General features: G+C 68.4%; 17 protein-coding genes and 1 pseudogene. 9 read left to right on the top strand and 9 right to left on the bottom strand.

The window, feature by feature from the left end; genetic code table 11:
• The first annotated feature begins 252 nt into the window (after positions 1-252).
• A complete protein-coding gene (locus tag WT24_RS30290) occupies positions 253-732 on the top strand; it encodes a DUF2501 domain-containing protein (protein WP_060036899.1) in 480 nt (159 codons plus the stop codon).
• Between the two features lie 151 nt (positions 733-883).
• On the opposite strand, the gene WT24_RS30285 is transcribed toward WT24_RS30290, so the two are convergent.
• Positions 884-1,249 carry a hypothetical protein gene (locus tag WT24_RS30285; protein WP_027784520.1) on the bottom strand — a complete coding sequence of 122 codons (366 nt, stop codon included), beginning with the start codon at positions 1,247-1,249 and terminating at the stop codon, positions 884-886.
• Positions 1,250-1,554: 305 nt separating this feature from the next.
• On the opposite strand from WT24_RS30285, the gene WT24_RS30280 reads away from it, so the two are divergent.
• The 3 genes from WT24_RS30280 (at position 1,555) to WT24_RS30270 (ending at position 5,011) form a co-directional block, all read left to right on the top strand.
• On the top strand, positions 1,555-2,991 hold the full coding sequence (locus WT24_RS30280) for an aldehyde dehydrogenase family protein (protein ID WP_034207398.1): 1,437 nt from the start codon (positions 1,555-1,557) through the stop codon (positions 2,989-2,991).
• Between the two features lie 122 nt (positions 2,992-3,113).
• The gene (locus tag WT24_RS30275) at positions 3,114-4,304 is read left to right on the top strand and encodes a nitronate monooxygenase family protein (RefSeq protein ID WP_060036898.1); all 1,191 of its coding nucleotides are present in this window, start codon (positions 3,114-3,116) and stop codon (positions 4,302-4,304) included.
• 65 nt (positions 4,305-4,369) lie between these two features.
• Positions 4,370-5,011: an OmpW family protein gene (locus WT24_RS30270; RefSeq protein WP_060036896.1), complete on the top strand. Its 642-nt coding sequence runs from the start codon at positions 4,370-4,372 to the stop codon at positions 5,009-5,011.
• A 73-nt stretch (positions 5,012-5,084) separates the two neighbouring features.
• Here WT24_RS30270 and WT24_RS30265 read toward each other — a convergent pair whose 3' ends face one another.
• Positions 5,085-5,288 carry a DUF1289 domain-containing protein gene (locus WT24_RS30265; protein WP_059498845.1) on the bottom strand — a complete coding sequence of 68 codons (204 nt, stop codon included), beginning with the start codon at positions 5,286-5,288 and terminating at the stop codon, positions 5,085-5,087.
• A gap of 419 nt (positions 5,289-5,707) precedes the next feature.
• Between WT24_RS30265 and WT24_RS30260 the strand changes: the two genes are divergently transcribed.
• The 4 genes from WT24_RS30260 to WT24_RS30245 all read left to right on the top strand — a co-directional run bounded on the left by WT24_RS30260 (position 5,708) and on the right by WT24_RS30245 (position 9,790).
• Positions 5,708-6,802 (top strand): polyamine ABC transporter substrate-binding protein, encoded by a 1,095-nt coding sequence (locus WT24_RS30260; protein WP_059498846.1) that lies wholly within the window; start codon positions 5,708-5,710, stop codon positions 6,800-6,802.
• 86 nt (positions 6,803-6,888) lie between these two features.
• Positions 6,889-8,049: an ABC transporter ATP-binding protein gene (locus WT24_RS30255; RefSeq protein WP_059498847.1), complete on the top strand. Its 1,161-nt coding sequence runs from the start codon at positions 6,889-6,891 to the stop codon at positions 8,047-8,049.
• Positions 8,046-8,972, top strand: coding sequence for an ABC transporter permease subunit (locus tag WT24_RS30250; protein WP_059498848.1), 927 nt, complete (start codon positions 8,046-8,048; stop codon positions 8,970-8,972). The genes WT24_RS30255 and WT24_RS30250 overlap by 4 nt, the downstream gene beginning before the upstream one ends.
• Entirely contained in the window at positions 8,969-9,790 is an 822-nt protein-coding gene (locus WT24_RS30245) for an ABC transporter permease subunit (protein ID WP_059498849.1), read from the top strand. The genes WT24_RS30250 and WT24_RS30245 overlap by 4 nt, the downstream gene beginning before the upstream one ends.
• A 103-nt stretch (positions 9,791-9,893) precedes the next feature.
• On the opposite strand, the gene WT24_RS30240 is transcribed toward WT24_RS30245, so the two are convergent.
• The 3 genes and pseudogenes from WT24_RS30240 to WT24_RS30230 form a co-directional block, all read right to left on the bottom strand.
• Positions 9,894-10,700 (bottom strand): sulfite exporter TauE/SafE family protein, encoded by an 807-nt coding sequence (locus tag WT24_RS30240; RefSeq protein ID WP_060036894.1) that lies wholly within the window; start codon positions 10,698-10,700, stop codon positions 9,894-9,896.
• Positions 10,701-10,718: 18 nt separating this feature from the next.
• Positions 10,719-11,951, bottom strand: a pseudogene (locus WT24_RS30235) (FAD/NAD(P)-binding oxidoreductase); the annotation flags it as partial.
• A 139-nt stretch (positions 11,952-12,090) separates the two neighbouring features.
• Positions 12,091-12,975, bottom strand: a complete 885-nt coding sequence (locus WT24_RS30230; protein ID WP_060036890.1) for an MBL fold metallo-hydrolase — start codon at positions 12,973-12,975, stop codon at positions 12,091-12,093.
• A 253-nt stretch (positions 12,976-13,228) separates the two neighbouring features.
• Here WT24_RS30230 and WT24_RS30225 point away from each other — a divergent pair, with 253 nt between their 5' ends.
• Complete coding sequence (locus tag WT24_RS30225) at positions 13,229-14,626, top strand: sigma-54-dependent Fis family transcriptional regulator (RefSeq protein ID WP_060036888.1); 1,398 nt, start codon at positions 13,229-13,231, stop codon at positions 14,624-14,626.
• Positions 14,627-14,779: 153 nt separating this feature from the next.
• Here the strand turns inward: WT24_RS30225 and WT24_RS30220 are convergent, their stop codons facing one another.
• From WT24_RS30220 to WT24_RS30205, 4 genes are all read right to left on the bottom strand, one after another.
• Entirely contained in the window at positions 14,780-15,808 is a 1,029-nt protein-coding gene (locus WT24_RS30220) for a MerR family transcriptional regulator (protein ID WP_060036887.1), read from the bottom strand.
• Positions 15,809-15,930: 122 nt separating this feature from the next.
• The gene (locus WT24_RS30215; RefSeq protein WP_059498855.1) at positions 15,931-17,484 is read right to left on the bottom strand and encodes an efflux transporter outer membrane subunit; all 1,554 of its coding nucleotides are present in this window, start codon (positions 17,482-17,484) and stop codon (positions 15,931-15,933) included.
• Positions 17,485-17,486: 2 nt separating this feature from the next.
• Entirely contained in the window at positions 17,487-20,636 is a 3,150-nt protein-coding gene (locus WT24_RS30210) for an efflux RND transporter permease subunit (RefSeq protein WP_060036884.1), read from the bottom strand.
• Positions 20,633-21,742, bottom strand: a complete 1,110-nt coding sequence (locus tag WT24_RS30205; RefSeq protein WP_060036883.1) for an efflux RND transporter periplasmic adaptor subunit — start codon at positions 21,740-21,742, stop codon at positions 20,633-20,635. Before WT24_RS30205 ends, WT24_RS30210 begins: the two co-directional genes overlap by 4 nt.

Genomic DNA, 21,742 nt, shown 5'->3' with positions numbered 1-21,742 from the left:
GGGTCGCAGCGGCCGAACGGTCGGCGACGACGATTCTATGACGCTTCGCGCGGGCCGGCGAGACGGAATGGCGGTCGCACGCCTGTCGAGCCGGCGAGGCCGCGCGCAATCGCGCGTCAAGCATTGTCAAATCGCCGCGATATCACGATGCCTGACGTTTCATGCGGCTCCGGAGGCTGTCATGCCCCGGTCGATTGAGTATCCTTGGATGCGAATCGCGGTACTCACGCAGTCACAACCGGGAGGCTTTACATGAATGCACGTCTTTACCGCGCGACCGTTGCCGGCGCGCTGATCGGATTGCTCGCGCCGTTTTCGGTCGCGCATGCGCAACTGGGCGACGTCCTGAAGCAGGTCGGCGGTGGCGGCGATTCGGGCGGCAGCGCGGGCGGGGCGCTGGGCAACCTCGGCGGACTCGGTGGCGCGCTGACGGGCGGCGGCGGTGCGTCGCTGATGCCGGGCAGCACCGGCAACGTCGCGGGCCTGCTGCAGTTCTGCATCCAGAACAACTATCTCGGCGGCGCAACAGGCGGCGCGGCGTCGGTGAAGGACGCGCTGATGGGCAAGCTCGGCGGCAACGCGTCGTCCGACAGCGGCTATACGAGCGGCGCGAGCGGGATCCTCGACGCAGGCAACGGCAGCAAGCTCGACCTGAGCGGCGGCGGCCTGAAGCAGCAGGTGACCAAGCAGGTTTGCGACAAGGTGCTGACGCAGGCCAAGTCGCTGCTGTAAACGCATCGGCACGCATCGCGCGTGCCGGCGCCGGGGGCGGTGCGCACGCACCGAACCCCGGCGATCATTCCGGCCGTGACGTTCGTCGCGGCGAAAAGCGCGTCGCGCTCGGCGATGCCGCGCCCCGTCGCACGGGCGGCCCTCGTGCGGCTCAATCGGCCAGCCGCTTGTCCGCGAGCGCCTTGCAGCAGTCCTCGTACACCCATTGCACGAGTTTGGCCCGATAGTCGAGATCGTCGGTATCGACGATTTCCTCGACCGCGTCGCGCGCCCACGACGCGTCGACGAACCCCGCATGCCGCTTCGCGATGTCCTGCGCGAGCGCCGCGAGCCGGGCGACCGCGAGCCAGTCGGCCTGGCGGTGATGACGGTCGAGCCAGCGGTGGGCGGCCTGGACCTGGAACGCGGCGTCCGGCCATGATTCGTTGAGGTAAAACGCGCCGAGGTTGCCGCAGGTGAGCCAGCAAAGCAGCTCCAGGCGGTCTTGCGAGCCGAGGGTATGGGATGCGTCGGACATGGCAGCGCTCACGAAGTGCGTCGATTCCGGGCGGCGCCGGCCGCAACGGGCCGATGCCGATAATAAAAACATAGCACGATGCAGGCCCGGCCGCGCACCCTGGCGGATGCCGACGTGGCGGCGACCCGACGAATGCGTTGCCGGCCACGCGCGGCGAGCGGCGGACAGCGGACGGCGGAGCACCGGCGTGACGGCGTGACGGCGCTCCGACGCGACGGCGCCCGGTCCTTTCGAACGGCTGTCATTCGTCACACCAGTCACCGGAACGCTCGCTAGAATGTCGGCTTCCCTGGAGGCGGAACACGATGAAAATCTACGACCAGTTCTACATCGACGGCGCATGGCGCAAACCGGCCGGCACCGGCACGATCGACGTGATCGATTCGGGCACCGAAGCCGTGATCGGCCGGATTCCCGAGGGCGTCGCGTCCGACGCGCAGGACGCGATCCGCGCGGCGCGCGCGGCCTTCGACGCATGGGCGGCCACGCCGGCCGCGACGCGCGCGGGTTACCTGCGCAAGATCGTCGAGCATCTGCAGGCGCGCAGCGAGGAACTCGCGCAGTCGATCACCGGCGAAGTCGGCATGCCGATCAAGCTGTCGCGCGCGATCCAGGTCGGCGGCCCGATCTACAACTGGAAGGCGTACGCGAAGCTCGCCGAATCGTTCGAATTCGAGGCGCAGGTCGGCAATTCGCTGGTGGTGCGCGAGCCGGTCGGCGTCGTCGCGGCGATCACGCCGTGGAACTACCCGCTCAACCAGATCACGCTGAAGGTCGCGCCGGCACTCGCGGCCGGCTGCACGGTCGTGCTGAAGCCATCCGAAGTCGCGCCGCTCAACGCGTTCATGCTCGCCGAAGCGATCCACGCGGCCGGGCTGCCGGCCGGCGTGTTCAACCTCGTGTGCGGGTACGGCCCGGTCGTCGGCGAGGTGCTGGCGACCGATCCGGACGTCGACATGGTGTCGTTCACCGGCTCGACGCGTGCGGGCAAGCGCGTGGCCGAGCTGGCGGCCGCGGGCGTCAAGCGCGTCGCGCTGGAGCTGGGCGGCAAGTCGGCGTCGGTGATCCTCGACGATGCCGATTTCGCGACGGCGGTGAAGGGCACGGTCAACGCGTGCTACCTGAACGCCGGCCAGACCTGCTCGGCGCATACGCGGATGCTGGTGCCGGAAGCCCGCTACGACGAAGCGCGCGAGATCGCGAAGGCCGCGGCCGAAACGTACGTCGCGGGCGACCCGCGGCAGGAGACGACGCGCCTCGGCGCGCTGGCGTCGGCCGCGCAGCAGCAGCGCGTGCAGGCATACATCCAGCGCGGGATCGACGAAGGCGCGGAACTCGTGACGGGCGGCACCGGTTTGCCGGAAGGGCTCGCGAAGGGCTTCTTCGTGAAGCCGACCGTGTTCGGCCGCGTCGATCCGAAATCGACGATCGCGCAGGAAGAGATCTTCGGGCCGGTCCTGTCGATCATCACGTATCGCGATGAAGACGAGGCCGTGCGGATCGCGAACGATTCGCCGTACGGGCTCGGCGGCGCGGTGTGGGCCGGCAGCGACGAACGGGCGATGCGCGTCGCGCGCCGCATCCGCACGGGGCAGGTGGACATCAACGGCGGTACGTGGAACGGCGCCGCGCCGTTCGGCGGCTTCAAGCAGTCGGGGCACGGCCGCGAGAACGGCGTGTACGGGCTCGAAGAGTATCTCGAATACAAGTCGATGCAACTGAAGCCGGCGAAGCCGGCCTGAGCGCCGCTCGCGGCCCGAACCGGAAACGGCACGTTCGCGTGCCGTTTTTTATTGACGGCCGTCAAGGTGCGCGGCGGCGGATCGTCGATCATCGCGATTCCGATGTTCCGACGAGGTTTCAGATGACCGTACGCACTTCCTTTCCGCCGCTGACGATTCGCGGCCGCACCTTGCTGCCCGTCGTGCAGGGCGGCATGGGCGTCGGCATCTCCGCGCACCGGCTGGCGGGCAGCGTCGCGCGCGAAGGCGCGGTCGGCACGATCGCGAGCATCGACCTGCGGCACCATCATGCGGATCTGCTCGCGCGTTGCCGCGCGCAACCCGATCGCGCGACGCTCGAAGCGGCGAACCTCGACGCGCTCGCGCGCGAGATCCGTCTCGCGAAGACCTACGGCGAAGGGCGCGGGATGATCGCGGTCAACGTGATGAAGGCGGTGAGCGCGCATGCGGATTACGTGCGGGTCGCGTGCGACGAGGGCGCGGACGCGATCGTGATGGGCGCGGGCCTGCCGCTCGATCTGCCCGACCTCACGCAAGGGTGCGACATCGCGCTGATTCCGATCCTGTCGGACAGCCGCGGGGTCGCGCTGGTGCTGAAGAAATGGATGAAGAAGGGGCGCCTGCCCGATGCGATCGTGATCGAGCATCCGGCGCACGCGGGCGGGCACCTCGGCGTCACGCAGATCGACGACATGCATGACGGCCGTTTCGATTTCGCGCGCGTGCTCGACGAAACCGCACAGGTGATGGCGTCGCTCGGTCTCGCCCGCGACACGATCCCGCTGATCGTGGCCGGCGGGATCAACAGTCACGACACGGTGCGCGCGGCGTTCGCGGCCGGCGCGAACGGCGTGCAGGTCGGGACGCCGTTCGCGGTGACGGAAGAGGGCGATGCGCATCCGCAATTCAAGCGCGTGCTCGCCGATGCGACGCCCGACGACATCGTCGAATTCGTCAGCGTGACGGGGCTGCCGGCACGCGCGGTGAAGACGCCGTGGCTCGATCGTTACCTGCGCAACGAGACGCGCATTCGCGACAAGCTCGGCGCGCTGAAGCAGCGCTGTCCGACCGCGCTCGAATGCCTGAGCGTATGCGGGCTGCGCGACGGCATCGAGAAATTCGGCCACTTCTGCATCGATACGCGGCTCGCGGCCGCACTGCGCGGCGACGTCGCGAACGGACTGTTCTTCCGCGGCCGCGAAGCGTTGCCGTTCGGCCGTGCGATCCGCAGCGTGCGCGATCTGCTCGAGCTGCTGCTGACGGGCAGTGCGACCGAGCCTGCGGCAAACCGTCCCACGTTTACGCTGGCTTGACCAATATCAAGATGGCGAAAAGACCCTATTGGGAGAATGGTAACCATTCTTTGGGGGTCCGTACCATGCATAAAACGATTCGAACTTGTGTCACCGCAGCCGCCGTCTTGGGCGGCATCGTCGCGATGCCGTCGCTGTCGCACGCGGCGTCGCCGGGCGACGGCATCAACCAGGGCGACGTACTGGTCCGGCTGCGCGCGATCAGCATCCAGCCGAACGAGCGCGCGAGCGATACGCTCGGCGCAATCAACACGGGCGTGAACAACGCAATCGTGCCCGAGCTCGACTTCACGTACATGATCCGCGACTACCTCGGCGTCGAGCTGATCCTCGGCACGTCGCGGCATCAACTGACGTCGAGCCTCGGCAATCTCGGCGGCGTGGGCGTGCTGCCGCCGACGCTGCTGCTGCAGTATCACTTCAACCATGCGGGCAAGGTGCGGCCGTACGTCGGCGCCGGGTTGAACTACACGTACTTCTACAACAACGGGCTCAACGTCGGCGGAGAGGGCGTATCGATCAACAAGAGCAGCTTCGGCCCCGCGCTGCAGTTCGGCGTGGACGTGCAGCTGACGAAGAAGGTGTTCATGAACGTCGACGTGAAGAAGCTCTGGATGAGCACCGATGCGACGCTCGGCGACAAGGGCATCGGCACGCTGCACATCGATCCGCTGATCGTCGGCGTGGGCGTCGGGATGAAGTTCTAGACGCGACGGAAAGAACAGAGTTGGGGTTGGCGGCATGGCGGTCGGCATGCCGCTCTTTTTTTGCGCGGCGGATTTACAGCTTGTCGTACTGGAAGCGCATCGCGGTGCCTTCGCGCGCGATGCGCTCCCATACCGCGCGCTTTTCGTCGTCGCTCAGGAACACCCAGTTCGAGACTTCGGCGGCCGTGCGGCCGCAGCCCTTGCAGACTTCGTCGAAGAGCGTCGAGCACACGCCGATGCAGGGGCTGTCGGGGAGGTCGTGAAGATTGGATGCCATCGGGAGGGTTCGCGCAGTTGAATCGTCAGCCGCCATTTTAATGCATCGCGGCGGCCCGGCCGGCCGCCGACGCTGGCGGGTCGCCCCGGCGCGGCGGCGGGACGGGCCGGCCGGGCGCCGGCCGTGTTCGCCGGGCGGGCGTACCCGCCATGCGAGCGCAGGTTCGTCGCCGTGCGTCTTTCCCGGTGGACAGCCGCCGATTACCCGATAGAATTCCCCCGGAACGCCCCGCCGCACGGGCAGTCCGATCGGCCGGCAGCGGGAATCTGTTCCGTTTGCGCGACACCGGCATGATTTTTTTGTGACGGGGCGCGAATGATGGTAGTTTTCGGGGTTTTCGAGGGGCGGCGCGCCAGAATGCGCCGCCATGACGAGGCAGACGGCAGCCGGGCAACGCGTCCGGCCGAAGGGAGAACGGGATGAAAGCAAAGGTAGTGGGCCGGTTCGCGGCGCTCGCGCTGTGCGTGGGTGCATCGGCGGCAGCGGCGAAGGATACGCAGCTCAATATCTATAACTGGTCGGACTACATTGCGAAGGACACGATCCCGAACTTCGAGAAGCAGGCGGGCGTCAAGGTCCGCTACGACAACTACGACAGCGACGACACGCTGCAGGCGAAGCTGCTGACGGGCAGCTCGGGCTACGACATCGTCGTGCCGACCAGCAACTACGCGGGCAAGCAGATCGCCGCCGGCATCTTCGCGCCGCTCGACAAGTCGAAGCTGCCGAACCTCAAGTACCTCGATCCGCAACTGATGGCGCTCGTCGCCGGCGCGGATCCGGGCAACAAGTACTCGGTGCCCTGGGCATACGGCACGACCGGTCTCGCGTACAACCTGACGAAGGCGCAGCAGGCGCTCGGCAAGGTGCCGCTCGACAACTGGGACATCCTGTTCAAGCCGGAAAACCTCTCGAAACTGAAGACCTGCGGCGTGTCGGTGCTCGACGCGCCCGACCAGATGTTCGCGGCGGCGCTGCACTACATCGGCAAGGATCCGATGAGCACGAACCCGGCCGACTACAAGGCCGCGATGGACGTGCTGAAGAAGATCCGTCCGTACATCACGCAATTCAACTCGTCGGGCTACATCAACGACCTGGTCGGCGGCGACATCTGCTTCGCGTTCGGCTGGTCGGGCGACGTCGTGATCGCGAAGCATCGCGCGATCGAGGCGAAGAAGCCGTACAAGATCGAGTACTACATTCCGAAGGGCGGTGCGCCGGTGTGGTTCGACGTGATGGCGATCCCGAAGGATGCGAAGAACAAGGAAGCCGCGCTGCAGTGGATCAACTACATCGAGGATCCGAAGGTGCACGCGGCGATCACCAACGCGGTGTACTACCCGAGCGCCAACGCGGAGGCACGCAAGTACGTGCGCCCCGACGTCGCGAACGACCCGGCGGTCTACCCGCCGGCCGACGTCGTGAAGACGTTGTTCCTGCTCAAGCCGCTGCCGCCTGAAATCCAGCGTCTGCAGACGCGTCTGTGGACCGAGCTGAAGTCGGGCCGCTGACGCGAGCCGAAGTGAACCCGCAGTCATGAAGCCCCTGGTGCCCCCGGGGGCTTTGTTCGTCTAACGCAGGAGAGAAGCAGCACATCATGAATAGCCAGTCGGGCGCGCCGGTCGCGGGCGCGCCGTTCTCCGTTCCTTCCTCCGGCGCCGATGCGCGCGCCGAGAACTTTGTCCAGATCGTCGACGTCGTCAAGAAATTCGGCGACACCGAAGCCGTGCGCAGCGTCAACCTGACCGTGCGCCAGGGCGAGCTGTTCGCGCTGCTCGGCAGCTCGGGCTGCGGCAAGTCGACGTTGCTGCGGATGCTCGCGGGCCTCGAGACGGTCACGTCGGGCAAGATCCTGATCGACGGCGAGGACCTCGCGCAGATGCCGCCGTACAAGCGGCCCGTGAACATGATGTTCCAGTCGTATGCGCTGTTCCCGCACATGTCGGTCGAGTCGAACGTCGCGTTCGGGCTCAAGCAGGAAGGCACGCCGAAGGCCGAGCTGAAGGCGCGCGTCGCTTCCGCGCTCGAGCTCGTGCAGATGGGCAAGTATGCGAAGCGCAAGCCGCACCAGTTGTCCGGCGGCCAGCAGCAGCGCGTCGCGCTCGCGCGTTCGCTCGTCAAGCGTCCGAAACTGCTGCTGCTCGACGAGCCGATGTCGGCGCTCGACAAGCAGATCCGCCAGCGCACGCAGATCGAGCTCGTCAACATCCTGAACAAGGTCGGCGTCACCTGCATCATGGTCACGCACGACCAGGAAGAGGCGATGACGATGGCGAACCGCATCGCCGTGATGAGCGAAGGCCAGATCGTGCAGATCGGCTCGCCGAACGAAGTGTACGAATATCCGAACAGCCGCTTCTCGGCCGAATTCATCGGCTCGACGAACCTGTTCGACGGCGTGACGGTCGAGGACGAACCCGATCACGTGTACATCGAATCGCCGGAACTGCCGAGCCGGCTGTACGTGAGTCACGGGATCTCGGGCCCGCTCGGCATGCCGGTCACGGTGTCGGTGCGTCCCGAGCGGATCGCGCTCACGCGCAAGCCGCCCGAAGGCGCGTTCAACTGGGCGCGCGGCCGGATCGGCAACGTCGCGTACATGGGCGGTTATTCGCTGTATCACGTGAAGCTCGACGCGGGCAAGACGGTGATCGCGAACGTGTCGAGCCTCGCGATTTCCGAACTCGACACGCCGGCGCTCGGCGATGAGATCTACGTGCGCTGGAGCGCGACCGCCGGCGTGGTGCTGACGTCATGAACGCGTTTAAGTCCCTGCTCGAGTGGCCGGTGCGGCGCTTCAACCTGACGGGCGCCACGGCGGTCGTCGCCGGGCCGTTCACGTGGCTCGTGCTGTTCTTCCTCGTGCCGTTCGTGCTGGTCGTGAAGATCAGCTTCGCGGAGCTGCAGCTCGGCATCCCGCCGTATACGGAGCTCGCGTCGTACGCGGACGGCGTCGTGCACATCGCGCTGAACCTGTCGCACTACGCGTTCCTGCTCACGGACAGCCTGTATTTCGCGACCTACGTGAATTCGGTGTGGGTCGCCGCGATCACGACGCTGCTGTGCCTGCTGCTCGGCTATCCGATGGCGTACTACATCGCGCGCTCGAACCCGGCTACCCGCAACCTGCTGATGATGGGGGTGATGCTGCCGTTCTGGACGTCGTTCCTGATTCGCGTGTACGCATGGATCGGGATCCTGAAGAACAACGGGCTCCTGAACAACTTCCTGATGTGGATCGGGCTCACCCATACGCCGATCGAGCTGTACCGCACGAACTACGCGGTGTATATCGGGATGGTGTATTCGTACCTGCCGTTCCTCGTGATGCCGCTCTACGCGCACCTCGTGAAGATGGACCTGCGCCTGCTCGAAGCCGCGTACGACCTCGGCGCGAAGCCGTGGAAAGCGTTCGTGCAGATCACGCTGCCGCTGTCGAAGAACGGGATCATCGCGGGCTGCCTGCTGGTGTTCATCCCGGCGGTCGGCGAGTACGTGATTCCGGAGCTGCTCGGCGGCGCGAATACGCTGATGATCGGCCGCGTGATGTGGAACGAGTTCTTCAACAACGCGGACTGGCCGATGGCGTCGGCCGTGACCTGCGCGATGGTGTTGCTGCTGCTCGTGCCGATGGCGATGTTCCAGCACTTCCAGGCGAAGGAACAGGGAGGCCGTCGATGAAACCGAATCGCTACCTGCAGTTCGCGGCGCTGTTCGTCGGCTTCGCCTTCCTGTACATCCCGATCATCAGCCTGATCGTCTATTCGTTCAACGAGTCGAAGCTCGTCACCGTGTGGTCGGGCTTCTCGTTCCGCTGGTATGCGGCGCTCGTCGAGGACGACGAGCTGCTGGCGGCCGCATGGCTGTCGCTGAAGATCGGCGTGCTGACCGCGTTCGCGTCGGTGTTCATCGGCACGTGGGCCGGCTTCGTGCTCGCGCGGATGGGGCGTTTTCGCGGCTTCGCGCTGTTCAGCGGGATGATCAACGCGCCGCTCGTGATTCCCGAGGTGATCCAGGGGATCTCGCTGCTGCTGCTGTTCATCGAGCTCGCGAAGTGGATCGGCTGGCCGGCCGAGCGCGGCGTGTTCACGATCTGGCTCGGCCACGTGATGCTGTGCATTTCGTACGTCGCGATCATCGTGCAGTCGCGCGTGCGCGAGCTGAATCCGTCGCTGGAAGAAGCCGCGCTCGATCTCGGCGCGACGCCGCTGAAGGTGTTCTTCACGATCACGCTGCCGCTGATCTCGCAGGCGCTGATCGCGGGCTGGCTGCTGTCGTTCACGCTGTCGATCGACGACCTCGTGCTGTCGGCGTTCCTGTCGGGCCCCGGCTCGACGACGCTGCCGCTCGTCGTGTTCTCGCGCGTACGCCTCGGCCTGAACCCGGAGATGAACGCGCTCGCGACGCTGTTCATCATCGCGGTGACGGCCGGCGTCGTGATCGCGAACTTCGTGATGCTGCGTCAGGAACGCAAGCGGATGGCGGGGTTCGCGGCCTGACGGGCCGGCGGCTGCCGCCGTGAAAAACGCCCGGTGCCGACGACGCGTCGGGCCGGGCGTTTCGTTTGGCGGCGCGTGACGATCGCCGGCCCGTCGTCGGCGTTCACGCGCCGAACGCCGCCTTGGCCAGCAACCCCAGCGCGACGCACACGAGCACGGCCGCGAAGCCGGCCTGCACGTGCCGCGCGGCGAGGCGGCGCGACGCGCCGCGGCCGGCGGCCATGCCGAGCGCGGTCGCGACGGTGAACCACAGCGTCACGTCGAGCGGCGCGCGCGTGCCCGATGCGAGCGTCGCGAGCACGCCGCCGGTGCCGACCAGCGCGATCACCATCAGCGACGTCGCGACCACCCCATGCATCGACACGTTCGTGAACTTGCGCAGCATCGGCACGATCACGAAGCCGCCGCCGACGCCGAGCAACCCGGTCATCAAGCCCGTGACCGCGCCGGTCGACGCGAGCGCGATGCCCACGGGCCACGACCACACGAGCCGGCCCGTATCGGGATTCACGCGGCCGACGCACAGCGGCGACACATCGGCATCGGCCGCCTGCCGCCGCAGCGCCTGTCGCAGCAGGCGGCCGGCGACCACGAGCATCGTCAGCGCGAACAGCGTGAGCAGCAGGCGCTGCGGCAGCACGTGAGCGAGCCGGACGCCGAGCGTGGTCAGCGGCACGCCGGCCACGGCCATCAGCAGCGCCGCGCGATAGCGCACGAGCCCGCGGCGGAAGCCTTCGAGCGTGCCGAGCGCGGCACTGCCCGCGACCGCGACGAGTGCGACGGGGGTGGCCTGCTGCATCGGCCAGCTCATCCCGACGACGAGCGCAGGCACCGCGAGAATGCCGCCGCCGGCGCCGGTCAGGCCGAGCACGGCGCCGACGAAGCCGCCCAGTACGAGGGAAATCAGCATGACGTCATCGCGCTCCGGTCAACGTGCGATCGCGGGCTTCGCGAGCCATTCGCGGCCCTTGAGCATCGCCTTCCAGTAGAGCGGCGGCAGCACGCGTTCCTTGAGCAGCCACGCGAGCCGCGACGGCCGCTTGCCGTCGATCAGCCATGCGGGGAAGGTCGGGGCGATCTTGCCGCCGTACAGGAATTCGGCGAGCACGATCTTGCCGCGCTCGACGGTGAGCGGGCACGAGCCGTAGCCGTCGTATGCGGCGTCGCCCCGTGCGAGGCCGAGCGATGCGAGCAGGTTGTGCGCGACGACGGGCGCCTGCTTGCGGGCGGCCGCGGCCGTTTTCGCGTTGGTCGTGTTTGTGACGTCGCCGAGCGCGTAGATGTCCGGAAACCGTTTGTGCCGCAGCGTCGCCGGATCGACGTCGATCCAGCCGGCCGCGTCGGCGAGCGGGCTCGCGCGCACGAAGTCGGGCGCCTTCTGCGGCGGCACGACGTGGATCATGTCGAACGAACGCTCGACGGTTTCCTTGCCGCCGTCCGGCAGCGCGCGCGAGAACGTCGCCCGGCGTGCAGGCCCGTCGATCGCGACGAGGTCGTGGCCGAACGACAGCGCGATGTCGTAGCTTTTCACGTACTCCATCAGCGCGGGCACGTAATCGGCGACGCCGAACAGCGCGCCGCCCGCATTCAGGAATTCGACGTTCGCGGCGTCGAGGCGCCCGGTGCGTCGCCAGTGGTCGCACGACAGGTACATCGCCTTTTGCGGTGCGCCCGCACACTTGATCGGCATCGGCGGCTGCGTGAACAGCGCATTGCCGCCGCGGAACGCGCGCACGAGCTCCCACGTGTACGGCGCGAGATCGTAGCGGTAGTTCGACGTGACGCCGTTGCGGCCGAGCGTGTCGGCGAGGCCGTCGATGGCGTGCCAGTCGAGCTTGAGCCCCGGGCACACGACGAGCCTGCGATAGCCGATGCGTCGGCCGCCGTCGAGCACGACCGCGTGCGCATCGGGCTCGAAGCTCGCGACCGCGGCCCGGATTCGCTGCATGCCGCGCGGCAGCACGTCGGTCATCGGCCGCGCGGTGGTGCCGGGCTGGAACACGCCTGCGCCGACCATCGTCCAGCCGGGCTGGTAATAGTGAACGTCGGCGGGATCGATCGCCGCGATGTCGAGCGACGCGGCGCGCGCGAGCAGGCTCGACGCGACCGCGATGCCGGCCGCACCGGCGCCGACGATCACGATGTCGTGCCGCGCATCCACGGCCGGCGCCGGCTTGCGGATGCCCGCCGCGTGAAGCGCGGGCACGTCGGCCGCCGCGATCTGCGGCGCGACCGACTGCGCGTCGGTCAGCTTGCGAATGGTCATGTCGGGGTTCTCCGGAGGGGGCGGGGCGCGCGGCTCAGATCGCGTCGAGCGGGATCTTCAGGTAGCGCACGCCGTTGTTTTCGGGCTCGGGCAGATGGCCGGCGCGCATATTGACCTGCACGGACGGCAGCATCAGCACGGGCATGTCGAGCGTCGCGTCGCGCGCGGTGCGCATCGCGACGAAATCGTCCTCGGTCACGCCGTCCTTCACGTGCACGTTCGCGCGTCGCTGCTCGGCGACGGTCGTCACGAACTGCACGTCGCGGCCGCCCGGCTGGTAGTCGTGGCACAGGTACAGGCGCGTGTCGGGCGGCAGCGCGAGTACACGCGCGATCGAGCGGTACAGCGTGCGCGCGTCGCCGCCCGGGAAGTCGCAGCGGGCCGTGCCGTAGTCGGGCATGAACAGCGTGTCGCCGACGAACGCCGCGCGCTGCGTCGCGTCGTCCACGCAGTAGGTCATGCACGCGGGCGTGTGGCCCGGCGTGTGCAGCGCGCGGATCGTCAATGCGCCGAGCGCGAGCGTGTCGCCGTCGTCGACGAGCCGGTCGAACTGACGGCCGTCTTCCGCGAAGCCGGGGCCCGCGTTGAACAGCGTGCCGAACACGTGCTGCACGCGGCGCACGTGCGAGCCGATCGCGATCTGGCCGCCGACCTGCGTTTTAAGGTACGGTGCGGCCGACAGGTGGTCGGCGTGCACATGCGTTTCCAACAGCCAGTGCACGGTCGCGCCGAACTCGGCGACACGTGCGATCAGCCGGTCGGCGCTGGCGGTGCGGGTGCGGCCGGATTTCGGGTCGTAGTCGAGCACGCTGTCGATCAGCGCGCACGCGCGGCTCGCCGTATCGAGCAGGAGATAGCTGACGGTGTGGGTCGCCGGGTCGAAAAAGCCTTCGACCGACAGGGCGGGGGCGTTGCTCACGGGGTGTCCTCGATCGGGTTCAGCATCGGCAATCGCGATCTTCACTTCAAGAAGCGTGCCAGCGTGCGGCGCGGCACCGGCCGATGCGACAGGGACTTGATTCGGCTCGGGTTTTCGGTGCGCCGGCGGTCTCGCGCGGGCGGCGGCGACATGCGGTGGCGGACCGGGACTGCCACTGCTGGCAGTGTCGTGGCAGAATTGGCAGTCAGCCTGGCAGTCCGTCCGGGCGCCTCTTCGCCGAGCGAGCCTCCGCATGAATCCGCACGACACCATTCCGATCGTTCCTGCCCAGCGCCGCGACGCAGTGCCGGATGTCCGCGCGCTCGTCGCGTATCTCGAGCAGGACCCGCAGCCAACGATCGTGGTCGATCCCGCCTACCGCATCCTCGCGGCGAACGATGCGTACCGGCGCCAGTTCGGCGTGGCCGGCGTCGAGCATGTGGGTCGGCACTGTTTCCAGGTGTCGCATCACTACGACGTGCCGTGCGACCAGGCCGGCGAGCATTGCCCGATGAAGCAGGCGCTCGAATCGCGCGGGCTGAACCGCGTGCTGCACATCCACCACACGCCGCGCGGCCCCGAGCATGTCGACGTCGAGCTGCGGCCGATCTTCGACGCGGACGGCAACGTGATCGCGTACGTCGAGCGGCTGACGACGGTGCGCAGCGCGTCCGCGCAGCCGAGCGCGGAAGGGCTCGTCGGCGGCGCCGACGCGTTCAACGCGGCGCTCGGCGCGCTGCAGCGCGTCGCGCCGTCGACGCTGCCGGTACTGCTGCTCGGCGAATCGGGCACCGGCAAGGAGCTGTTCGCCCGCGCGCTGCACGAGGCGAGCGATCGCGCGATGGGGCCGTTCGTCGTCGTCGATTGCTCGGGGATCGCCGAGACGCTGTTCGAGAGCGAACTGTTCGGCTACGAGAAGGGCGCGTTCACGGGCGCGAACCAGCGCAAGCCGGGCCTCGTCGAAACCGCGCAGGGCGGCACGCTGTTTCTCGACGAGATCGGCGACGTGCCGCTGCCGATGCAGGTGAAGCTGCTGCGGCTGATCGAATCGGGCACGTTCCGGCGCGTCGGCGGCGTCGAGGCGCTGCGCGCCGATTTCCGGCTCGTCGCGGCCACGCACAAGCCGCTGCGCGAGATGATCGAAGACGGCCGGTTCCGGCAGGACCTCTACTACCGGATCAACGCGTTTCCGATTCCGCTGCCGGCGCTGCGCGAACGGCGCGGCGACATCGCGCTGCTGGCCGAATCGATCCTGCGGCGGATCGCGAACGCGCGCGGCAACGCGGGCGACCCGAATGCGCGACCATTCGCGGCCCGACCATTCGTGCTGACCGAGCGTGCGCGGGCGTGCCTCGACGCGTATGCGTGGCCCGGCAACATCCGCGAGCTGCGCAACGTGCTCGAACGCGCGTGCCTGTTCGCCGACGACGGGACGATTCGCGTCGAACATCTGCCGGCCGAGCTCGTCGCGGCAGCGGCGGCGCCGCACGCGCAGGCGGTGGACGCGCGTGGCGTGTCGGATGCGGAGCTGGTCCGTATCGCGCGCGCGTTCGACGGCACGCGCAAGGCGCTCGCCGAGCAGCTCGGATTGAGCGAACGGACGCTGTACCGGCGGATGAAGGCGCTCGGCCTCGGCTCGCGCGAGCGCTGAGCGGGCCTGTCGCGCGCGGCACGCAGCGGCACGCGGTTTTGCCGATCATGGCGCGTTCGTCTCCGGACGCGCCGGGTACGTTGGCGGTACCGGCTGCCGATGGTGAAACGGGCGACAAGCAGGAAACCCGCTTGCCGCCCGCGCATCATGCGATCAGCGCACCGGCGCCAGCTGCGCCATCGCTTCGCGCACGAAACCGATCAGCGTGTCGTCGGCCCACGAATCCTTCGACAGCGCCGGCTCGTTCGCCAGCGCCTGACGAAATTTCGCGTGCGTGGCCGGATCGTGGCCCGCATAGCTGCAGAACAGCTCGAGCCAGCGCTGCGCGAGCGTACGGCCTTGCGGCGAATCGGGCTGCACGCCCGATTCGACCGCGTCGCGCACGTCGGCCATCAGTTGCGGCCATTCCATCGAGCGTTCGCGGTAGTGCGCCCGCATGAAGCGAATCTCGTCCGGCTCGAGGTACTTCTCGAAGAGCCGCATCTTCGTTTCCGATGAAGCGCGCAGCACGTAGTCGCGCAACGCGGTCGAAATGCCGATCTTCGACTGCATCGACGGTTCTTGCTCGTGCATCAGGTTCAGCTTCGCGAGCAAGCGCGGATCGTTGTTCGTGTCGCGTACCAGCTGCGCCATCCAGCGCGCGGCGAGCGCACGGACGCGCTCGTCCTCGGCGGGCACGCCCGCTTCGTGCAGCGCCCGCACTTCGGCAACGAGCGCGATCCATTCGGCGTCGCCGGCCTGGCTCTTCTGGTACATCGGCAGGCGAGCGAGTTCTTCCTCGGAGAAATATTTGTCGTACACGGTCATCAACTCCAGTGTGGTGAGCCAATCGGTCAGTTCCGGCTCGGCGCCCGCCGCGAGCTGCGCATGCAGGCTCGGGAGCCGCTCGCGCAGCTGCGCGGTCTGCGCGAGCTGGCGGTCGAGCGACGCGATCTGCTTTGCGACGAGATCGACGAGCGGGGTGCCTGGCCGGTTCAGGTAATCGCCGATTTCGGCGAGCGACAGTCCGAAGCGACGCAGGGCCTGGATCTGGTGGAGCCGGGCGATGTCGTCGCGGTCGTACAGCCGGTAGCCGTTGTCGGCGCGCGCCGAAGGCGTCAGCAGACCGATTGCGTGATAGTGATGAAGCGTGCGGACGGTCAGCCCGGTGCGTTTCGCCAGTTCTCCCACTTTCAGCCGCATTGGTTCCTCCGTTCTATGCGCACACTGGAGTCTCGAACGTTACGCTACGTGAGGGTCAAGCGGAAGATCGGCGATCGGACGGCCGCGGCGGGGCGCCGCACGCACGTCCGATCGAAAGAGGCTTATTGCGCCGATGGGGCGGATTCGGGCGTGGCGGCGGCGCGCGCGTCCTTGCCGGCGGCGCCGGCGGTTTTACGGGATCCGTCGCCGTTGCCGGCCGGCGGCGTGCCCATCGCCTGGTAAAGCCGCGCGGTATCCGCGAACCGTGCGCCGGTCGCGCGAATCTCGTCGAGCCGCGCGTTGCGGTACTGCAACTCGCTCGCGCGCGCGGCCGACGGCGGCAGCGCGCCGAGCCGCACGCGGGCGGCCGCGTCGTCGTAGGCGCCACGCGCGGACAGCGCGGCGCGCGACGACGCGTCGAGCGCCTGCGCGTCGTGCTCGAGCGCCGCGAGCGAATCGGCGACGTTCTGGAACGCGCCGAGCACCGCCTGCTTGTACTGGTCGACCGCGGCCTCGTAGGTCGCCTTCGCCGCGCGGCGCTGGGCGAGCAGCGCGCCGCCGTGGAAGATCGGCTGGCTCAGCGACGCGCCGACGTTCCAGATCGCGCCGGCGCCCGACAGCATCGTCGGCCAGCTGAAGCCGCCTTTGCCCATCGCCGCCGACAGCGACAGTTGCGGAAACATCTGCGCGGTCGCGAGGCCCACTTCGGCGGCGGCGGCCTTCAGCCCCGCGTCGGCGGCCTGGATGTCCGGGCGGCTTTGCAGCAGGTCCGACGGCACGACGACGGGCACCTGTTCGGGCAGGTGCAGATCGGCGAGCGCGAGATCGGCCGGCGGCCGGTCGGGCGTGCGGCCGACCAACACCGCGAGCGCATGCCTCGCCGAGTCGCGCTGCTGGCGCAGCGCGGGCAGGCTCGCCGCGAACGTGTCGGCGCTTTGCCGGGCATTGAGCGCGTCGCTGCGCGAAGCCGAACCGAGCGCATGGCGGCGCTCGGCGTCGTGCGCCTGGTCGTTCGCGAGCGCGACGAGCCGCTCGGTCGTCTCGATCTGCGCATCGAGCACCGCCACGGTGATCGACGCGGTCACGATGTTCGCGGCCAGCGCGCGCCGCGCGGATTCGAGCTGGAACGCGCTGACGTCGACGCGCTTCGCGAGCGCGCGGTTCGCGAAGCGCGACACGCCGAACAGGTCGACCGTGTAGCTCGCCTGCAGTTGCCCGACGAACGTGTCGTACAACAGCGTCTGCGCGCCGAGCGCGGGAATCGGTACGCCGAGCGCTCGCTGGCGTGCGGCCTGGCCGACCGCGTCGATCGACGGCAGCATCGAACTGCCGATCTGCCCGCGCAACTGTTCGCGCGCGGCATCCAGCGAATGCGACGCCGCACTCAGCGTCGGGCTGTTGCGCAGCCCTTCGTCGACGAGCGCGTTCAGCGCATCGGAACGGTACTGCTTCCACCAGTCCGGCACCGGCTGCGCGCCGACCTCGAACTGCTGCGCGACACCCAGCGCTGACACGGTCTGCTCGACTTGCGGCGCCGCGCCGTAGTGCGCGGGCGACGGCATCGCGGGCGGCTCGCCGCTCGGCGCGAACCACGCGCAGCCCGCGAGCGGGCCGGCGATGCTCGCCATCGCGAGCGCTCGCACGGCTTTGGTTTTCAGGGTCATCGATCGGTCCATGGTCAGGCTCCCGACGGCGCGGCCGGCGTGCTGCCGCCTGGCGGCGGGCCGTCGTGCGGGTCGCGTTCGTCGCGCTTCACGCGGAACCACGTCGCGTACAGCGCAGGCAGGTAGAACAGCGTCAGCACGGTCGCGCTCGTGATGCCGCCCATCAGCGCAGTCGCCATCGGCCCGAAGAAGTTCGAGCGCAACAGCGGGATCAGCGCGAGCACGGCGGCCGCGGCCGTCAGCGTGATCGGCCGGAAGCGCCGCACGGTCGCGCCGATGATCGCGTCGACGCGTCCGTGACCGACCGCGATGTCCTGCTCGATCTGATCGACGAGGATCACCGAGTTGCGCATGATGATCCCGAACATCGCGATCACGCCGAGCATCGCGACGAAGCCGAACGGCTGGCCGAACAGCAGCAGCGTCGCGACCACGCCGATCAGCCCGAGCGGCGCGGTCAGCACGACCATCAGCACGCGCGAGAAGCTCTGCAGCTGGATCATCAGCAGCGTGAACACGGCGATCGCCATCAGCGGCATCTGCGCGTTGATCGACGTCTGCGCCTTCGCGCTTTCCTCGACCGAACCGCCGATGTCGATCCGATAGCCGACCGGCAACTGCGCGCGCAGTGCGTTCAGCTTCGCGTCGACCGCATGCGTGACGTCGATGCCCTGTGCGCCGGCGCGCACGTCCGACTGCACGGTGATGGTCGGCTGGCGATCGCGCTCCCATACGACGCCGTATTCGAGCGTCGGCGTGAAGCGGCCGAGCGAGCCGAGCGGCACGGGGCCGTTCGGCGTCGGCAGCGCGAGGCCCGCGAGTTTCGCCGGATCGACGCGATCGGCCTGCGGCGCGCGCAGGTCGACGGCGATCAGCTTGTCGCGCTCGCGATACTGCGTGACGGTCGTGCCGGACAGCGTCATCGCGAGGAAGCTCGACACGTCCTGCGACGTGACGTTCAGCTCGCGCGCCTTCTTCTGGTCGAGCTCGAAGCGCACCGAGCGTTCGGCCGGCTCGTCCCAGTCGAACTGCACGTTGACCGTGCGCGCATCGCCGCGCATCGTCGCCGCGACCTTCTCGGCGATCGAGCGGACCGTCGCGATGCTGTCGCCGCTCACGCGGAACTGCACCGGATAGCCGACCGGCGGCCCGTTCTCGAGCCGCGACAGCCGCCAGCGCACCGCAGGAAACCTGTCGCGCAGCGTGGTTTCGAGCCAGGTCGCGAGCTTCTCGCGATCCTCGACCGATTTCGCGGTGATCACGAACTGCGCGAAGTTCGGCAGTTGCAGCTGCTGGTCGAGCGGCAGGTAGAAGCGCGGCGCGCCGCTGCCGACGAAGTTCACCGAATGATCGATCTCGGGGCGCTTGTCGAGCGCTTTCTCGAGACGCTCGGTCTCGCGCAGCGTCGCCGCGAACGACGCGCCTTCGGGCAGCCGCAGGTCGACCAGCAGCTCGGGCCGGTCGGAGCTCGGGAAGAACTGCTGCGGCACCAGCGAGAAGCCCATCATCGCCACGACGAAGAGGACGCCCGTGATCAGCAGCACGACGAAGCGCCGCTCGATGCACCAGTCGATCCAGCCGCGCAGCCGCCGGTAGAAGCGGGTGTCGTAGATGTCGTGCTCGTGATCGTCGGGCAGGTGCGCCTCGTGCGCGTGCCGCTTGCGCTCGGGCAGCATGTGGAAGCCCAGCAGCGGGATCAGCACGACGGCCGCGAACCACGACGCGATCAGCGCGATCGCCGACACCTCGAAGATCGAGCGCGTGTATTCGCCCGTGCTCGACTTCGCGAGCGCGATCGGCAGGAAGCCCGATACCGTGACGAGCGTGCCCGTTAGCATCGGGAAGGCGGTGCTGGTGTACGCGAACGCGGCGGCGCGCGCGCGGCTGTAGCCCTGTTCGAGCTTCACGGCCATCATCTCGACCGCGATGATCGCGTCGTCGACGAGCAGCCCGAGCGCGAGTACGAGCGTGCCGAGCGACACCTTGTGCAGCCCGATGTCGAACAGGTACATGAAGAGGGCCGTCACCGCGAGCACGACCGGGATCGAGATCACGACGACCATCCCGGTGCGCAGCCCGAGCGACACGAGGCTCACGACCAGCACGATCGCGACCGCTTCGGCGACGGCTTCGAGGAAGTCGTCGACCGAATGCGAGACCGCGTGCGGCATGCTCGACACCTCGGTCAGCTTGAGGCCGGCCGGCAGTTGCGCCTGCAGATCCCTCGATTCGGCGTCGAGCGCCTTGCCGAGCCGGATCACGTCGCCGCCCGGCTGCATCGTGACGCCGATGCCGAGCACGGCCTTGCCGTTGCTGCGCATCTGCGTGACGGCCGGATCGTCGTAGCCGCGCCTGACGGTGGCGAGATCGCCGAGCCGGAACGTGCGGCCGTTGATGCGAAGCAGCGTATCGGCGATCGCGCCGACGTTGTCGAACTGGCCGCTCGGCCGCACGAACACGCGATCGTCGGCGGTCGTCAGCACGCCCGCCGAAGAAACGTCGTTCTGCGCGTTGATCGCCTGCCCGAGCTGCTGCGGCGAGATGCCGAGGCGCGTGAGCTGCGCGTTGTTGACCTCGATGAAGATTCGCTGGTCCGGGTCGCCGAAATAGTCGACCTTGCCGACGCCCGGCACGCGCAGCAGCACGGTGCGCAACTGGTCCGCGTAGTCGTGCAGTTGCGCGGGCGTGAAGCCGTCGCCCTCGAGCGTCCAGATGTTGGTGTAGACGTCGCCGAATTCGTCGTTGAAGAACGGGCCCTGTACGCCGGGCGGCAGCGTATAGCCGATGTCGCCTACCTTCTTGCGGATCTGGTACCAGGTCTCGGGCACGTCCTTCACCGGCGCCGAATCCTTCATCGTGAAGAAGATCAGCGATTCGCCGGGGCGCGAATAGCTGCGCAGGAAGTCGATGGCCGGCGTTTCCTGCAGCTTGCGGCCGATCCGGTCGGTCACCTGTTCCTGTACCTGCCGCGCGCTCGCGCCGGGCCAGAAAGTGCGGATCACCATCACGCGGAACGTGAACGGCGGGTCTTCGGATTGCGCGAGCCGCGTGTACGCGAGGATGCCGGCGAGCGTCGCGAGTGCGATCAGGTAGACGACCAGCGCCTGGTGGCGCAGCGCCCATGCGGACAGGTTGAACCGGCCTTCTTCGTGGGAGACGCTCACGATGCGAAGTCCTCCGGGTGCAGCGGCGCGATCGCGCGCACCTTCTCGCCCGCGCTGACCGTATGCACGCCCTGCAGCACGACGCGCTCGCCCGGTTGCAGCCCGTGCGACACGGTGACGGTGCGCTCGTTGAAGCGCGCGACGTCGACGCGGCGCAGTTCGAGCGTGTCGTCCTTCGTGCGCACGACCCAGACGGCCGGTTGCGCGCCGTCGTGGAACAGCGCGGTCGCGGGCAGCGTGATCGGCTGCGTATCGGCGGCGGCCGGCGCGCCGTCGAACGCGACGTCCGCGGTCATCCCGAGCCGGATCGCCGGATCGGGCGCGCCGAGCGTGAGTTTCACGCGATAGGTGCGGCTTTGCGGATCGGCGGCCGGCGCGATTTCGCGCACCTTCGCGGCGAACCGGCGGCCCGGCAGCGACGGCAGCGTGACGGTGGCCGTATGACCGGGCGCGAGCGAGGCGAGCGCGGCTTCGGGCACGTCGCTGACCACGTCGACGTCGCCCGACCACGCGAGCTGGTAGACCGGCTGGCCGGCCGACACGTTCTGTCCGGTATCGGCCTGTTCGGCGGTGATGATGCCCGCATGATCGGCGACGAGCGTCGCGTAGCGGAGCTGGTTCTTCGCGAGCGCGAGCTGCTGCTGCGCCTGGTCGCGTTGCGCGAGCGCCGACGCGTAGCTGTTCTGGGTCTGTTCGAGCTGTGCGGTCGCGATCAGGTTTTCGCGGGCCTGCGCGCGATCGCGGTCGAGCTGCTGCTTCGCGAAGGTGAGGGTGTGCGTCGCGGCATCGAGTTGCGCCTGCGCGCTCGCGGCATTCTTCTCGGCGTCGGACGGATCGAGCAGCGCAACGACCTGGCCGACCTTCACCGTATCGCCGAGCCGAACCCGGCGCTCGATGATCTTGCCGGCGATGCGGAACGACAGCGGGGTGGCGTAGCGCGGCTGGATGTCGCCGGGCAGCGTGCGCGCGACCGCGAGCGTGTCGGCCCGTGCGGGCAGCGCGACGACGGGGCGCGGGGCGGGCGGTGCGGATTCTTTCGGATGACAGGCGGCAAGGACGAGCGCGGCGCCGATCAGCAGCGCGGCGCGGGAACCGGAGCGATTCAC

Source organism: Burkholderia sp. MSMB1078WGS, assembly GCF_001528895.1.
Taxonomy (GTDB): domain Bacteria; phylum Pseudomonadota; class Gammaproteobacteria; order Burkholderiales; family Burkholderiaceae; genus Burkholderia.
Note: the sequence above shows the minus strand (reverse complement) of the source record. Positions and strands in the feature narration are given on the sequence as shown.